Origin of the sequence: Ruegeria sp. R14_0 (genome assembly GCF_017743975.1) — a bacterium.
Lineage (GTDB): Bacteria > Pseudomonadota > Alphaproteobacteria > Rhodobacterales > Rhodobacteraceae > Ruegeria.
Map to the genome: position 1 here is coordinate 668,084 of NZ_JAGHRC010000002.1, position 16,055 is coordinate 684,138.

The following is a 16,055-nucleotide window of genomic DNA, read 5'->3' on the forward strand; positions in this document are numbered from 1 at the left end:
GATCTGTTTTGCGCAACAGCTCTACACCATCGCGCGTCCCGGCGTATATAAGGGCGAGACGAAAAGCCTGCAAGCGGTGTGAAAGGCAGGTTTTCGGGAATCTGTGGCCTTTTTGGCAAGGTTTTGGCAAGGATTGGGGAATCTTGGATGGCGCGGCTGCTCTTGCGCGGATTTGACATCAGAAAAGCCTATCTCGACGTTGCGGCACAAACGCAGCTGATCGAGGACTTGCGCCCGATTCTTAGGTCTGCACCATTGTTCCGACCCGTCACTCCCTCGGGCAAGGAAATGTCGGTTCGGATGACCTCGGCCGGGGCACTGGGCTGGGTCACCGACAAAAGAGGCTACCGATATCAGGCGCAACACCCCAAAGGCATGGAGTGGCCGGGAATACCGGATAGCGTTTTAGATATCTGGCGCGCTTTAGCCAGCCCCGAACGCGACCCCGATTGCTGTTTGATCAACTATTATGGGGAAGATGCCCGCATGGGTCTGCATCAGGATAAAGACGAGGCTGATTTTTCCTGGCCGGTACTGTCTATTTCGCTGGGCGATGATGCGCTGTTCCGCATCGGCAATGAAACCCGTGGCGGCAAGACAGAGTCCATTTGGCTGAATTCCGGCGATGTCGTTCTCATGGGCGGCCCGGCCCGCCTGACCTATCACGGGGTGGATCGAATCCGGTTCGGATCATCCAAGCTGTTGCCCAAAGGCGGGCGGATCAACCTGACATTGCGCGTCGCAAGTTAACTGCGCGCGCCCCAGCTTTTGGACACGTGCTGACGTGTGAAGAAGATTCCCAGCAACCCGATCAACAGCAGAACAAGACCAACCCAAAGTGGGTATTCCCAATTCGTGTTGCGCGGAAAGTAGTTGCGAAACACGAAACCGCGACACTGATCAATGATGTGAAACAACGGATTCCAGATGAACATGGTCAACGTGAGGCCTCCCAAGCTGTTTGCGACAAACATCTTGCCTGAAAAGATCATTTGAATTCGCCGATACACGGTGGACGTTATCCCCACAAATGTTGGAAGCCATGGTTTCAAAGCCATAAATACGACGCCAATTGCGCAACCTGTGAACCATGCCAGCACCAGCATATAGAACGCGCCGCCCGGGTCTTGAATTTCCAAAGGCTCGATGGTGACATGATAGACAAAGAGAATAACAAGTATTGAGACCACTTGGGTGTACAACGCCCCGAAAGCTGTCGCCAAAAGGCCAACCATCATGTTCATCGGCGAGTGCAGCATCATCGGGTTGTTTCCGGTAGCAACCCCGGACACGGTGCTTACGGCTTTTACGTGCGTTAGAAAAAGAAAAACCCCGGACAACAAAAACAGGATCGGATTTCCACGTATCTTTGCAATTCCCGTCAGTTTCCCGATCAGGGTCATAATCAGGTAAAAGACTGTAACCAAAGCAACAACTTGCACAATATTAATGAGCACAGCGAGAACGGCATTCGAACGCTGAGAGCGGATACTGCGCACAACCGCATGATAGATGAGCTCAGAGGTCGTGAATGCGCCACCGACCAGTGACTTATTTCGCTCAAAATAAAACACGTGAACACTCTTTCCCGCTGAATTGCCTGCAAATTGCCACGAATTTCTTGCCGTTCCGTAACCGCCGCATCATAAGGCCGTCAGAGATTTCAATCAATAAACCGCAGGAACGGAGCATTTTTGTGACCTATGACGCCCTTATCCCCGTAATCAGACGTCTGGCGTTGGAAGCAGGGGACACGATCATGCAGATTTATGAGGCAGATGACTTCGACGTTAAAGTCAAATCCGATGCCAGCCCCGTGACCGAGGCGGATGAGGCAGCCGATGCACTGATCTCGGCCGGGCTGCGTAAGGCATTTCCCGACATCCTGTTGGTGACCGAAGAACAGGCCGCCTCGCATTCCGAAAAAGGCGAGACCTTCCTGATCGTTGACCCTTTGGATGGCACCAAGGAATTCATCAACCGGCGTGGTGATTTCACGGTGAATATTGCGCTGGTCGAAAACGGTGTGCCGACGCGCGGCGTCGTCTATGCGCCCGCGCGGGGCCGGATGTTCTATACTCAGGCCGACGGTCAGGCGGTCGAAGAAACCGGTGCGTTGGACAAAGAAAGCGTTGGTGAAGTGACGCCAATATCAGTGTCTAACCCAAACAATTCAGCGCTTTTGATCGTGGCTTCGAAGTCACATCGCGATCAGGCGACCGAAGATTACATCAACAAATACCAGGTTCAGGACAGTAAAAGCGCGGGCTCGTCGCTGAAGTTCTGCCTGGTGGCGACGGGTGAGGCCGACCTGTATCCCCGTGTGGGCCGCACAATGGAATGGGATACTGCCGCGGGCCACGCCGTTTTGGCCGGTGCCGGCGGCAAGGTTGTCCGTTTCGACGACCATACGCCGCTGACCTATGGCAAGGACGGCTATGCAAACCCGTTCTTTATCGCCTACGCTCCGGGTGTTGAATTGAAGGAAGCCTGATGTCCGTACTTATTGCCATCCCCGCGCGTTATGCTTCGACCCGCTATCCCGGAAAACCTCTGGTTCCACTGACAGGCGCAAATGGCAACGCCATGACACTGATCGAACGATCCTGGCGTGCCGCCTGTTCCGTATCCGGCGTGGATAAGGTGGTTGTGGCCACCGATGACGACCGCATCCGCGATGTGGCCGAGGGGTTCGGGGCCGAAGTTGTGATGACTTCAGAAACCTGTGGAAACGGGACCGAACGCTGCGCCGAAGCACACCAGACTCTGGGCGCAGGCTATGAGATCGTCGTGAACCTGCAGGGCGACGCGCCGTTGACACCGCACTGGTTTGTCGAGGACTTGATCGCCGGGCTGCGGTCCGCGCCAGACGCCGGGGTCGCGACGCCTGTTCTGCGCTGTGACGGCGATGCGCTAAACAGCCTGCTGAATGACCGCAAACATGGGCGCGTCGGCGGAACCACTGCCGTCTTTGCGGCGGACCACAGCGCAATGTATTTTTCGAAAGAGGTTGTGCCATTCACTGCTGAGTCATTCTCGGGCGACGCGCCCACACCCGTGTTCCACCACGTTGGTGTCTATGCCTATCGCCCCGATGCGCTGGCGGCCTACCCAACCTGGCCAGTGGGGCCGCTTGAGCAGCTTGAAGGCCTTGAACAGCTGCGCTTCATGGAAAACGGCCGCAAGGTTCTCTGCGTCGAGGTCGAGGCCAAAGGGCGCCAGTTCTGGGAGCTCAACAACCCTCAGGACGTACCGAAGCTTGAAGAGATGATGGCGGCCATGGGGTTGGATTGACCCTTTTTCCCCCTGCAAATTTCAATGAAATCGCTTAGCAGGGCGCTGAACTGAATTATGGAACAAAGAATGAAGAATATTCTGGTCACCGGCGGTGCCGGCTACATCGGATCCCACGCTTGTAAGGCACTGTCGCAGGCTGGGTATACGCCCGTGACCTTCGACAATCTCATCACCGGCTGGCAAGACGCGATAAAGTTCGGCCCGTTCGAGCAGGGCGATCTTTTGGACCGCGCCCGACTGGATGACGTATTCGCCAAATATGAACCCGTGGCCGTAATGCATTTCGCCGCCCTCAGTCAGGTGGGAGAGGCGATGTCCGAGCCGGGCAAGTACTGGTCGAACAACGTGACCGGATCTCTGAACCTGATCGAAGCGGCAGTGGCAGCCGGATGCCTGAACTTTGTTTTCTCTTCGACCTGCGCCACTTATGGCGAGCACGACAATGTGGTGCTGGATGAGGATACGCCGCAACTGCCGCTGAATGCCTATGGTGCTTCGAAGCGCGCGATCGAAGACATCCTGCGCGATTTCGAGGCCGCGCACGATCTGAAACATGTGATCTTCCGCTATTTCAACGTGGCAGGCGCAGACCCGGAAGGACAGGTAGGCGAGTTCCATCGCCCCGAGACCCATCTGGTGCCGCTGATGCTGGATGCCATCGACGGCAAACGCGATGGGCTGACAGTGTTTGGAACGGATTATGACACGCCCGACGGCACTTGCATCCGGGACTATGTACATGTGTGTGATCTGGTCGACGCCCACGTACTTGGGCTGACTTGGCTGGAACAGGGCAAAGGAAGCCGCGTGTTCAACCTTGGCACAGGATCGGGCTTTTCCGTGATGGAGGTGATCAGCCATTCCCAAGCCGTCACCAATCGCGACGTTCCGTACACCGTCGGACCGCGGCGGGCCGGGGATTGCACCAAGCTGGTCTCAGGATCGATCCGAGCTGGTCAAGAGCTGGGCTGGTCGCCAAAAAGATCCACGTTAGAGACGATGATTGCGGACGCATGGCGCTGGCACCAGAACGGCCACTACGACAAATGAGGCAAACGTGACTGGTACAGAGGAAGATACACTTCCGCCCATCTCATGGGTGCAAATGTACCGGTTGCGACTGAAACGGCGGCGTCTGCTGTGGCGATCCTTTCGCAGCCGTCATCAACTGTCGTGTCTGGTGGATCGGACGCAGAGTATCGGGCGCAATGACATTCTCGCCTTCACCACGTTGCGCAACGAGATCACGCGCCTGCCCTGGTTCCTGCACCACTACCGCGCGCTTGGTGTGGATCACTTTCTGATCGTCGACAATGGCAGCGACGACGGCTCAGTCGCTTATCTGAACGATCAACCCGACGTGTCGGTATGGCAAACCCGCGACAGTTATCGCGGATCACGCTACGGTTTGGACTGGCTGACATGGCTGCAAATGCGTTACGGGCATGACCACTGGTGCCTGATGGTCGATGCGGACGAGTTGCTGATCTACCCTGATCACGACACGCGATCCCTGCGCGATTTGACGCATTGGTTGGACGCACAAGAGCGCACCGCTTTTGGAGCGCTGATGCTGGACCTTTATCCCAAATGCCCGCTGGGGGTTGACAGCTACGACCCTCAAACTGATCCGACCAAGGTTCTTGCATGGTTTGATGCAGGCCCCTACCGAGCCACCCGGCAAAGCCCGCTTGGAAATCTTTGGGTCCAAGGCGGCGCGCGCGAACGCATGTTCTTTGGCAATGCACCACGTCACTCGCCGACTCTGAACAAGATTCCCTTGGTGCGCTGGTCGCGGCGCTACGCATATGTGAACTCGTGCCATTCCGCCTTACCGCGCCACCTGAACGCCGCTTACGCAGGTCCGAGCGACCCGGCGCCTTCCGGCGTTTTGCTGCATACCAAGTTCCTGCCCGAAGTCGTGGACAAATCGAAGATCGAGAAACAGCGCCGACAGCACTTTCACGACCCGGATCAGTTTGCGGATTACTACGACAAAATCAGCCAGCGCCCCGTGATGTGGACTGCAGACTCGGAGTCTTACACCGGTTGGAGAGATCTGCAGCAGCGGGGCCTGATGGGAATAATCAACTGGGAAAGTCACAGATCGGGCTAACGGTTTTTAAAGTCGTTGCTTCGAAAGATGGAAAAATGGCATAAAACGGCAATTGTCCGGCACCACTCTGGCTTGTTCAGATCCCGGGCACGCTCGCGTTAGGGAAAAGGTTGGGCAGTCGCGTGGGCCTATTGGATTCATACCGGATGAGACTGCGGCGCAAGCGCCGTATCTTGCGCTGCCTGCGAAGACGGCGCGATCTTGCTCCGGTGTCCGTCAGGACGGATCAGATAAGGCGCAAAGACATCCTTTTGGTCAGCGTGATACGGAACGAAAAAATCCGCCTGCCGTATTTTCTGGATTACTATCGCAAGCTGGGTATCAACCACTTTCTGTTCGTGGACAACAACAGCGACGACGGTTCGCGCGAATATCTGGCGGATCAACCCGACGTGTCGGTCTGGCGGGCCGACGCAAGCTATAAACGGGCAAGCTTTGGGGTCGACTGGTCGAATTACTTGCTGCGCAAATTCGCCCATCGCCACTGGGTGCTGACGGTCGACCCGGACGAGTTCTTTATCTATCCGTTCTGCGACACACGTCCGATCCGCGCGCTGACCGATTGGCTGGATGGCTGTGCGGTGCGTAGCTTCAGCGCGATGTTGATTGACATGTACCCCGAGGGACCGGTCGAAGACGCGATCTATACCGAAGGGCAAAACCCATTCGAAATCGCCAAGTGGTTTGATACCGGAAACTATACGATCACCAAAAATCCAACCTACGGAAATCTCTGGATTCAGGGCGGGCCGCGGGCGCGGGTTTTCTTTAGGGATACCCCCAAGAAAGCCCCTGCGCTGAACAAGATTCCGCTGGTAAAGTGGGACAAACGCTATGTCTACGTCAGCTCGACCCATTCGCTGCTGCCACGCGGTTTGAACCAGGTCTATGACGAATGGGGCGGTGAAAAGACCAGCGGCGGCTTGCTGCACGCCAAACTGATCAGCACGCTCAGCGACAAGGCCCGCGAAGAGATGGAGCGCGGCCAACACTACCACGGCTCGGGCGAATACCGGGCCTATGCCGAGCAATTGCAGGAAAAACCGGTGTTCTGGTGTGACACATCCGAAACCTACATCAACTGGCGCCAGCTTGAGATTCTGGGCCTCATGTCGAAGGGAAACTGGGCATGAGTGGCCTTGGCGTCATCATGCTGGTCCACACCGCGCTGAACCGGGCCGGACAGGTCGCGCGGCATTGGACGGCCTCGGGGTGTCCGGTGGTGATCCACGTGGATCGCAAAGTTTCAACAAAGACCTATGATGAGTTTGTCGCCGCCTGCGCCGATGATCCGCTGATCCGGTTTTCTGACCGCCACGTCTGTAACTGGGGGGGATGGGGCATCGTTGCAGCATCGCAATCCGCCGGGGCACTGATGCTTGAGACCTTCCCGGATGTGCACCACATCTATTTGTCTTCGGGGGCCTGCCTGCCGCTGCGACCGGTGGATGAGCTGGTGAACTACCTGGCTGCCCGGCCGCGCGTGGATTTCATTGAAAGCGCGACGACCGCAGACGTCAGCTGGACCATCGGGGGCTTGGATCAGGAACGCTTTACCCTGCGTTTCCCATTTTCATGGCGCAAGCAGCGTAAATTGTTTGATGCATATGTGAAACTGCAGCGCGCGTTGGGTATGCGCCGCCGCATCCCCGAGGGTCTGGTCCCGCATATGGGCAGCCAATGGTGGTGCCTGACGCGCCAAACCCTTTCCGCAATCCTGCAGGACCCGAACCGCAGGATTTACGACCGTTATTTCCGGCGCGTCTGGATACCGGATGAAAGCTATTTTCAGACTCTGGCCCGGCTGTATTCCACGCATATCGAAAGCCGGTCCCTGACTTTGTCCAAGTTCGACTATCAGGGCCGCCCGCATATTTTCTATGACGACCACCTGCAGCTGTTGCGCAGGTCGGACTGTTTTGTGGCCCGCAAAGTCTGGCCCAGCGCGGATCGTCTGTATCAGGCCTTTCTGACCGATCAGGCCGGGGCTATGAAACCCACGGAACCGAACCCCAGCAAGATCGACCGGGTCTTTTCCAAGGCGGTTGAGCGGCGGACACGTGGGCGCGACGGCCTGTATATGCAAAGCCGCTTTCCCCGACATGGCAATGAAAACGGGCTGACCTCGTCGTCTTATGCAGTCTTTCAGGGCTTTGCCGAACTGTTTGAGGACTTTGAGCCCTGGCTTGCCAATGTCACCGGCACCCGGGTTCACGGCCACCTGTTCGCCCCGGATCGCGCAGAGTTCGCCGGAGGGGAGACCATCATCAACGGCGGTCTCAGCGATTGCGCGACACTGCGGGACTATAACGCAACCGCGTTCATCTCGAACCTGATCTGGAACACGCGAGGCGAAAAGCAGTGTTTTCAGTTCGGCCCGGCGGACACGCAAAAGATCAACTGGTTCCTGGCTCGGGACAAGAATGCGCAGATCTCGGTCATCACGGGGGCCTGGGCCATCCCGCTGTTCCGGTCGAACAGAAATTTCGCCGATATCCGGGCCGAGGCCGCCCGCTTGCAACAGATCGAGACCAAGCAGCTGGAGATCCTGTCTTCAGTCTGGACCAAGGCCCGTGTGCGTACCTGGTCGCTGGCGGATTTTGTCGAAGCACCGGGCGAACCGCTGCAGACCGTCGTTGAAGAGACCGGTACAATACCCACAAACCATCTGACCGAAGCACCAAAAATGGTCGATCTGACCGGATTTGGCAAGTTTTTGCAAAACCTCAAAAACCAAGGCATGCATCCCTATCTGATGGGCGACTTCCCACCGGATGATGTTTTTGCCAACCGGGTTCGGCCTTACCGAAAACCCTATCTGGTGCAATAGACCGGTATGACGCCCCAATTCGACTATTTCATTATCATTGCGGCCATGCGGACCGGGTCCAACCTGCTCGAGGCTAATCTGAACGCGATCGAAGGCATCACAAGCCATGGCGAGGCGTTCAATCCCCATTTCATCGGTCGGCTGAAGTCCGAAGAATTGCTGGGTGTGACGTTGGAAGAACGCGATAGCGATCCTTCCACGCTGCTGCAGGCAATCCGGCAGGCACCGGGTGAGTTGAACGGCTTTCGCTTTTTTCAGGGCCACGATCAGCGCGTGTTAGAGCCTGTTTTGAATGACCCTCGCTGCGCCAAGATCATCCTGACCCGCAATCCCGTGGACAGCTATATCTCTCTGAAAATTGCGCGAGAGACCAAGCAGTGGCAACTCAAGAACATCAAACGCCGCCGCGAGGCGCAGGTCGAATTCGATGCTGAGGCATTTGTGAAATACCTCAATCGCCAGCAGGAGTTTCAGCTGTCCCTCACGCACCACTTGCAGAAAAGCGGCCAGGTCCCGTTTCACATCGCCTATGACGACCTGAACCAGATCGATATTCTGAACGGGCTGGCTGCGTGGCTGGGTGTTTCGGGCAGGTTATCGGCGATTGACGATACGCTTAAACCCCAAAACCCGGACCCGGCACTGGCCAAAGTGACAAACCCGGACGAGATGGAGCAGGCCCTGTCACAAATTGACAGCTTCAACCTGCACACTGCACCGAATTTCGAACCGCGCAGGCGCCCTATCGTTGCGAATTACATCGCGACTCCAAGGACACCGCTGATGTTCATGCCAATGCGCGGCGGAACAGAGGGACCGGTCTCAAATTGGATGGCTGCGCTGGATGCCGTTGGCGTTGACGAGTTGCTGACCAACCAAAACCGAAAGCAGACGCGCCACTGGCTCCAAACCCATCCCGGTCATCGGAAGTTCACCGTGCTGCAGCATCCGCTGGCACGGGCCCACCATGCGTTTTGCCGCCATATCCTGAACACCGGACCAGGCGCTTATTTGAAAATCCGGCACTTTCTGCGCAACCGTCTCAAAATCCCGATCCCGGGTCAGCTGCGCGACGGAAACTATCCCGTCGAACAGCATTACGAGGCTTTTTCCGCGTTCCTGACGTTTTTGCGCCAGAACCTGGCCCTGCAGACGTCCGTCCGCGTGGATGGATCCTGGTGCAGCCAGTCCCGCGCGTTAGAGGGGTTCGCGGGCTTTGCCCATCCGGACCTGATCCTGCGCGAGGATGAAATTATAACAGCTTTGCCTGATCTTGCACGGCGTATGGGGCACACTAACCCGCCCAAACCGGAATCGGCCGCGCCTGATACCCCGTTCATTCTCACCGACATCTATGACGACAAGCTCGAAGCGCTGGCTGCCGAGGCATACCAGCAAGACTATGTGCAATTCGGATTTGACGCGTGGAAACCGCTTAGGGGCGCAGAGTGATCAGCGTACCTCGGCTTACCATCGAATAGATCTCTTCCATCTCGTCATTCTTGACGGCGATGCAGCCCGCGGTCCAATCCGGCGTCTTTTTGGCTCGCTTGCGCTCTTTGCGGCGGTTCGGCTGTCCGTGGATAAAGATATCTCCGCCCGGATGTACTCCGGCGGCCTTGGCTTGTGCGATATCTTCCGAATTCGGATACGAAATCCCCAGCGACAGGTGATAGCGGCTGTTCGGGTTGCGGCGGTCGATCAGGTATGTGCCTTCGGGCGTCCGACCATCACCCTTCTTGGTTTTGGTTCCGTTCGGCGCAAAGCCAAGATCGACCCTGTATTCTTTCAGGATCTTCTCGTGGTGCAAAAGATATAGCTTTCGCGCACTCTTGTTGATGACCAAAGAGGTCACCTCGGGTCCATCATAAGTCAGAAATCTGGGGCTAGCCGAGGCACAAGCTGAGAGGCTCAGCGTTGCCATTGCGCCCAATCCAAATGCTCGACGATCCATGTTCACTGCCTGCTGCTCTTTTTTTGCTTATTATGCCAGAAAACGAAAAAACTGAAATCACTTTTTGATGTATTGCTGCTCTGTCAGGCGGCGCTCAATGCTTTCCAGCCGTTCCAGAACCTCATCGCGATAGGCATCGGTTTTGACTTCGTCCTCGGCGTGGTGGGCATCCTGCATCGAGTTCACGATCAAACCGACCAACAGGTTTACCACCGCAAAGGTGGTGACCATGATGAACGGAACAAAGAACAGCCAGGCGTAGGGGTAAACCTCCATCACTGGCCGCACGATGCCCATGGACCAGCTTTCCAGCGTCATGATCTGGAACAACGTATAGGCCGACAGGCCCAGGTCGCCGAACCAATCTGGGAAAGACTGCGAGAACAGTTTGGTGGAAATCACGGCACCGATATAGAACAGGATCGCCATCAGAAGGAACACGCTGGCCATACCCGGCAGGGCCGAGATGAACCCTTCGACCACGCGGCGCAGGCGTGGAGCCACCGAAATCACACGCAAAACCCGCAGGATCCGCAACGCCCGTAGAACCGACAGAGCGCCAGCGCTGGGAACAAGGGCCACACCCACAATCACGAAATCAAAGATGTTCCAACCGCTGGTGAAGAACCTGCGCCCGGTGGCAATCAGCTTCATCGCAATTTCTGCTACAAAGATGGCAAGGCACAGCTTGTCGAGCAATACGATCGCCGGACCGGCGATTTCCATCAGTGTTGGCGACGTCTCCATCCCCAAAAGCACCGCATTGAACATGATCACACCGGTGATGAATTTCCCGAAAATCGGGGCTTCGATAATGGGTAGCAAGCGTTGGGCGATCCCCATTCGGGTGGTCTCCTGTCAGGTTTTTGGGTTCGAAGTGAACCGAGCGGCGAGTTCGGTGTGTGACGACCATCGAAATTGGTCAACGACTTGTACCCATTCAAGGGTGTAACCCGCATTAACAAGCATTTTTGCATCCCGCGCGAACGTTACCGGGTTGCACGACACATAGGCGATCACAGGGCGCAGGGCCTGCGCCAGCTCGGCCACCTGTGCCTCGGCCCCGGCGCGTGGCGGGTCGATCACCACGGCGTCAAAGGACTTCAGCTCGTCCGGCATCAACGGACGCCTGAACAGATCACGCGCCTCGGTCGTCACCCGTTTCAGGCCCTGAGCTCTGCGCCAACCCTGATCCAGTGCCTGCATCATGGCAGCTTCGCCTTCGACGGCATGAACTTCGGCAATCTCGGCCAATGGCAATGAGAATGTACCGCTGCCCGCAAACAGGTCGACAATGCGCTTAGAGTGGCCCACAACCTCGGAAACGGCTTTTAACAGAGCCTGTTCTCCGTCCTTTGTAGCCTGGAGAAATGCGCCGGGCGGCGGTACGACCCCGGCCAAACCAAAACGCTGAACAGGCGGTTCACGCATGGCAAGGACTTCCCCATCCCAGCTGAGCCGCGCCAGACCGTGCTTTTCCGTTGCTTGCGCCAGGGTCAGTTCCAGCGGGCCATCCAACGGCTTGCCGCCCTTGACCGCGACATCCAGCCCGCCTTCGGACAGGGTCATCGTAACCGCCAACACGCCCTTGCGGCTGCCGCCCAGAACGGCCAGCGCTTCGGCCACTGGAATGGCGGCGATCAAAGCGGGGTCCAGCAGATGGCAATCGGGGATTTCGGTGATCGTGTCCGAGGCGCGGCCGTGGAATCCGGCCAGCGTGCCCTTTTTGGTCCGTCTAACGGCAATCGTGGCCCGGCGACGCGACCGCTCGGGCGAGGTATGGATCGGGCGCATCCGGGCCTCAAGCCCCTGCGCAGCCAACGCAGTGCGGACCACTTCGACCTTCCAATCGGCAACGAAATCGTCTGCAGCGTGTTGCAACTGGCATCCGCCGCAGGATTTGTAGTGCCGACACGGGGCCTTGACCCGCTGATCCGAGGGTGTTTCGACGCGAATATCGCTTAGAACCTGACCCGCCAACGTGCCCGTCACCACTTCTCCGGGCAAGGTGCGCGGAGCGAAAACAGGGCCGTCAGCGATGCCGTCGCCCTGATGACCTAGGCGGGTAATGGTATATGTCTGCGTCATGAGGGGCCTGATACCGGGGGTTGGCCCGCAACAAAACCCTTATTCCGCAGCTTCTGCCTGAATGAACCCACCCGACTGGCGATGCCAGAACCGTGCATAAAGACCGCCCTGATCCAGCAGAGCATCGTGGGTGCCGACCTCTACAATGCGACCCTGTTCCAGAACGATGATCCGGTCCATCTCACTGAGCGTGGACAGACGGTGCGCAATTGCCAACACGGTCTTCCCCTGCATCACCCGATGCAAGGCTGTCTGAATCGACGCCTCAACCTCGGAGTCCAATGCCGAGGTTGCTTCGTCCAGAACCAGGATGGGCGCGTCTTTGAGGATTGCGCGCGCCAAAGCGATCCGCTGACGCTGACCGCCGCTCAGCTTCACGCCGCGCTCACCCAGATGCGCGTCATATCCGGTCCGCCCTTGTCCATCCTCAAGGCTGAGAATGAACTCATGTGCTTCCGCCTTTTGGGCTGCCTCGATCATCTCGTCTTCAGAAGCATCGGGGCGGCCATAGAGAATATTCTCGCGCGCCGAGCGGTTAAACATCGCGGTTTCCTGCGTGACCATGCCGATCTGGCGACGCAGGCTGTCCTGCGTCACACCAGAGACGTTCTGCCCATCAATCAGGATCGCGCCCTTTTCACCGTCATACAGACGCAAAAGCAACGAAACCAAGGTGGATTTCCCTGCGCCCGAGGCGCCCACAATGCCCAGTTTCTCGCCCGGGTGCACGGTCAGAGTCACGTCTGATACGCCACCAACATCGCGGCCATAGGCAAAGCTGACATGGTCAAAAGTGATCTGGCCTTGGGGCACAGTCAGGTCCGTCGCACCGGCCTGATCCTCGACCCTTTCGCGCCGGGCCAGCGTCTTCATACCATTCTCGATCTCGCCCACATTGGCGTACAGTCCCATCAGAGTGAAACTGACCCAGCCGGTCATCTGAGCAATGCGGATAGATACGGCTCCTGCCGCCACGATATCCCCAGCGGTTGCGGTGCCGACCTGCCACAGCCACAAGGTCGCGCCGATCAGCAAAACGGGCAGCACCCCGGCCAACAGCATCAGGATCAGACGAAAGCTGGCGGACAGGCTGCCGAAGGCCAGCATCTTGTCGCGCAGATCGACCATCGAATTCCGCGCCACCTGATCCTCGAACTCGGAATGGGCGAATAGCTTGACGGTCTTGATGTTGGTGATCGTGTCGACGACCTGACCTGAAACCATCGCCCGCGCACCGGCTCGCGCGGCCGAGCGTTGACGGATGCGGGGCAGATACCAGCGGATCAACAGGAAATAAACGATCAGCCAGGCCGCAAAAGGCAGCATGACCAGCGGATGAATAGACCCTAACAAAAGCAATGAGCCCACAAGCGAGGCCAGAGCAAACACAATCGCACTGATGGTTTCCGACACAACCGACGCCATCGCATTCGACGTTTGCATCTGTTTCTGCGCAATGCGCCCTGCAAAGTCGTCGTCGAAATAGGTGACCGACTGACCAAGCGTCCAGCGGTTCAGCTTGGCCAGAACCAGCGGCGTGATGTTTGGCATGACGATATAAGCGTTTGAGTACGCCGAAAGCCCAAACAAAACCGGACGCAGCAACATGAAAAACGCCACGGCCCCCAACAGCATCCAGATGTTGGACGCGGTCAGAAACGCGTCTGGTCCGCTTGACGTCGCGATATCAATCACGAAACCCAGAACCCAAGCCGTTCCCGCCTCCATCGCCCCGGCCATGGCCGAGAAGAAGGCTGCGACAAAGATCATCGGCCAGGCACCGGACAAACTCCAGCGAATGAACGCCCCCAGCGTTTGCGGCGGGGGCGTTTCGATGTTCTTGAACGGGTTTATGAGGTCGGTCAGCTTCATTCAGCGGCCTCCGGGTTGAGGAACCCGCCGGATTGCCGCGCCCAAAACTGGGCGTAAAGGCCACCATGCGCCAACAGTTCCGAATGCCCGCCTTGCTCGACAATGCGACCACCATCCATCACCAGAATGCGGTCCATTTGAGCAATGGTGCTCAGCCGGTGGGCAATGGCGATCACGGTTTTACCTTGCATCATGCCGTAAAGAGTTTCCTGAATCGACGCTTCGACCTCGGAATCTAGGGCAGATGTCGCCTCATCCAACAACAAGATCGGCGCATCCTTCAGGATCACCCGCGCCAGCGTGACTCGTTGCCGTTGACCACCGGACAGTTTCACACCGCGTTCACCCACATGCGCGTCATAGCCGGTGCGCCCTTCGGGGTCCTGCAGATCGAGGATGAACTCATGCGCCTCGGCCTGTTTGGCGGCGGCGATCATCTGTTCCTCGGTCGCATCGGGACGGCCATAGAGGATGTTGTCGCGCACAGACCGATGCAGTAGGGCACTGTCCTGCTGAACCATACCGATATGGCTGCGCAAACTGTCCTGCGTCACCTTGGCGATGTTCTGATCATCGATCAGGATGGCCCCCTGTTCGACGTCATAAAACCGCAAAAGCAGCTTAACCAGGGTCGATTTCCCGGCCCCGGACCGCCCGATCAAACCAATCTTCTCACCCGGGTGGATGGTCAGATTGATGTGGTCCAGACCACCGGTTTTGCGACCGTAATGGTGCGACAGGTCCTGAATGTCGATCTGGCCATTGGTCAACTGCAGGGGCTTGGCATCAGGTGCATCCAGCAGGTCGATGGGCTGGGCAATCGTCTCCATCCCCTCGGCGACGACACCAAGCTGACGGAAGAAGCTGGTCAGCGCCCACATGATCCAACCGGTCATCGCGTTCAGCCGCAACGTCAGCGCTGTCGCTGCCGCGACCACACCGACAGACGCGCTGCTCTGCATCCACAGGGCAATCGCCCAACCGACGACGCCAACAATCAGCAGACCGTTCAGGGTGACCAGAACTGCGTCCATGATGGTGAAAATCCGCATCTCAACCTGAAAGGTGCGGCGGGTTTCCTCGATGGCTTCGCGGGCATAATCCAGCTCTTGCTCGTCATGGGCGAACATCTTGACCGAGTGGATATTGGTGTAACTGTCCACCACCCGACCTGTCACAGCCGAACGCGCGTCCGAGGCCGCCTGCGACGCGGGACCCACCCGTGCAACTGTCCAGCGCACCAGTAAAGCATAAAGAACCAGCCAGATTAGCAGCGGCAGCAACAGGCGCGGATCCGCCGCCATCAGCAAGACCGCCGCACCAATCAGATAGGCGATCGAAAACGAAATGGCGTCAAACACCTGAAACACGGCCTCACCCGCAGCAGGAGGCGTTTGCATGATCCGGTTCGCGATGCGCCCGGCAAAATCGTTCTCGAACCAACCAACCGATTGGCGCAGCACGTGTTTGTGCGCGCGCCAGCGGATCAGCGTGCCAAAGTTCGGCAGGATCGTGTTGTTCAGCAGCAGCACATCGACGACATGCAGTATGGGACGCAACAGCAACACAAAAACTGCCATCAGGATCAGCTCGGTGCCGTGGGCCTGCCAAACCTCGGCAGGGGATCCAGACAACAGGTCAACCACGCGACCCATATAGTAGATCAACCCGACCTCTACCGCCGCAACGATGATCGAGATCAGCCCTGCCCAGAAGAACACCCGCATAAACGGCTGCGAGTAATCCAGCATGAAGGGCCACAACCGCGTCGGCGGTGTGTCGGTTTCCTTGTAGTCGACAAAAGGGTCAACGAGGTTTTCGAAATAGCGAAACATGGAGAGTGCTCCGGTTGAGCAGAAAATAAGTCATGCGAAGAAAGATGGCGCCAGAACACCACC

The 16,055-nt window shown here is 57.6% G+C and carries 14 protein-coding genes; 8 read left to right on the plus strand and 6 right to left on the minus strand.

Annotated elements, in window-relative coordinates; genetic code table 11:
• Positions 1–147: 147 nt before the first annotated feature.
• Positions 148–750, plus strand: coding sequence for an alpha-ketoglutarate-dependent dioxygenase AlkB (locus tag J7416_RS09360; RefSeq protein ID WP_209224440.1), 603 nt, complete (start codon positions 148–150; stop codon positions 748–750).
• On the opposite strand, the gene J7416_RS09365 is transcribed toward J7416_RS09360, so the two are convergent.
• The gene (locus J7416_RS09365) at positions 747–1,574 is read right to left on the minus strand and encodes an ABC transporter permease (protein ID WP_209224441.1); all 828 of its coding nucleotides are present in this window, start codon (positions 1,572–1,574) and stop codon (positions 747–749) included. The genes J7416_RS09360 and J7416_RS09365 overlap by 4 nt on opposite strands.
• A gap of 122 nt (positions 1,575–1,696) precedes the next feature.
• On the opposite strand from J7416_RS09365, the gene cysQ reads away from it, so the two are divergent.
• From cysQ to J7416_RS09400, 7 genes are all read left to right on the plus strand, one after another.
• Positions 1,697–2,494, plus strand: coding sequence for a 3'(2'),5'-bisphosphate nucleotidase CysQ (cysQ, locus tag J7416_RS09370; RefSeq protein ID WP_209224442.1), 798 nt, complete (start codon positions 1,697–1,699; stop codon positions 2,492–2,494).
• On the plus strand, positions 2,494–3,294 hold the full coding sequence (locus J7416_RS09375; protein WP_209224443.1) for a manno-octulosonate cytidylyltransferase: 801 nt from the start codon (positions 2,494–2,496) through the stop codon (positions 3,292–3,294). Before cysQ ends, J7416_RS09375 begins: the two co-directional genes overlap by 1 nt.
• A gap of 69 nt (positions 3,295–3,363) precedes the next feature.
• On the plus strand, positions 3,364–4,347 hold the full coding sequence (galE, locus tag J7416_RS09380) for a UDP-glucose 4-epimerase GalE (RefSeq protein ID WP_209224444.1): 984 nt from the start codon (positions 3,364–3,366) through the stop codon (positions 4,345–4,347).
• Between the two features lie 55 nt (positions 4,348–4,402).
• Positions 4,403–5,413 carry a glycosyltransferase family 2 protein gene (locus J7416_RS09385; RefSeq protein WP_209224537.1) on the plus strand — a complete coding sequence of 337 codons (1,011 nt, stop codon included), beginning with the start codon at positions 4,403–4,405 and terminating at the stop codon, positions 5,411–5,413.
• A gap of 146 nt (positions 5,414–5,559) precedes the next feature.
• Positions 5,560–6,546, plus strand: coding sequence for a glycosyltransferase family 2 protein (locus J7416_RS09390; RefSeq protein ID WP_209224445.1), 987 nt, complete (start codon positions 5,560–5,562; stop codon positions 6,544–6,546).
• Entirely contained in the window at positions 6,543–8,243 is a 1,701-nt protein-coding gene (locus tag J7416_RS09395) for a beta-1,6-N-acetylglucosaminyltransferase (RefSeq protein WP_209224446.1), read from the plus strand. The genes J7416_RS09390 and J7416_RS09395 overlap by 4 nt, the downstream gene beginning before the upstream one ends.
• Before the next feature lie 6 nt (positions 8,244–8,249).
• Positions 8,250–9,695 (plus strand): nodulation protein NodH, encoded by a 1,446-nt coding sequence (locus tag J7416_RS09400; RefSeq protein ID WP_209224447.1) that lies wholly within the window; start codon positions 8,250–8,252, stop codon positions 9,693–9,695.
• On the opposite strand, the gene J7416_RS09405 is transcribed toward J7416_RS09400, so the two are convergent.
• Genes J7416_RS09405 through J7416_RS09425 form a run of 5 tightly spaced genes read right to left on the minus strand, consistent with a single transcriptional unit; the run spans position 9,679 to position 15,992 of the window.
• The gene (locus J7416_RS09405; protein WP_170468274.1) at positions 9,679–10,197 is read right to left on the minus strand and encodes a L,D-transpeptidase family protein; all 519 of its coding nucleotides are present in this window, start codon (positions 10,195–10,197) and stop codon (positions 9,679–9,681) included. The genes J7416_RS09400 and J7416_RS09405 overlap by 17 nt on opposite strands.
• 57 nt (positions 10,198–10,254) lie before the next feature.
• Positions 10,255–11,040: an ion transporter gene (locus J7416_RS09410; RefSeq protein WP_209224448.1), complete on the minus strand. Its 786-nt coding sequence runs from the start codon at positions 11,038–11,040 to the stop codon at positions 10,255–10,257.
• A 15-nt stretch (positions 11,041–11,055) separates the two neighbouring features.
• Entirely contained in the window at positions 11,056–12,285 is a 1,230-nt protein-coding gene (locus J7416_RS09415) for an RsmD family RNA methyltransferase (RefSeq protein ID WP_209224449.1), read from the minus strand.
• A 39-nt stretch (positions 12,286–12,324) separates the two neighbouring features.
• Entirely contained in the window at positions 12,325–14,157 is a 1,833-nt protein-coding gene (locus J7416_RS09420) for an ABC transporter ATP-binding protein (RefSeq protein WP_209224450.1), read from the minus strand.
• Positions 14,154–15,992: an ABC transporter ATP-binding protein gene (locus tag J7416_RS09425; RefSeq protein ID WP_209224451.1), complete on the minus strand. Its 1,839-nt coding sequence runs from the start codon at positions 15,990–15,992 to the stop codon at positions 14,154–14,156. The genes J7416_RS09420 and J7416_RS09425 overlap by 4 nt, the downstream gene beginning before the upstream one ends.
• Positions 15,993–16,055 lie beyond the last annotated feature (63 nt).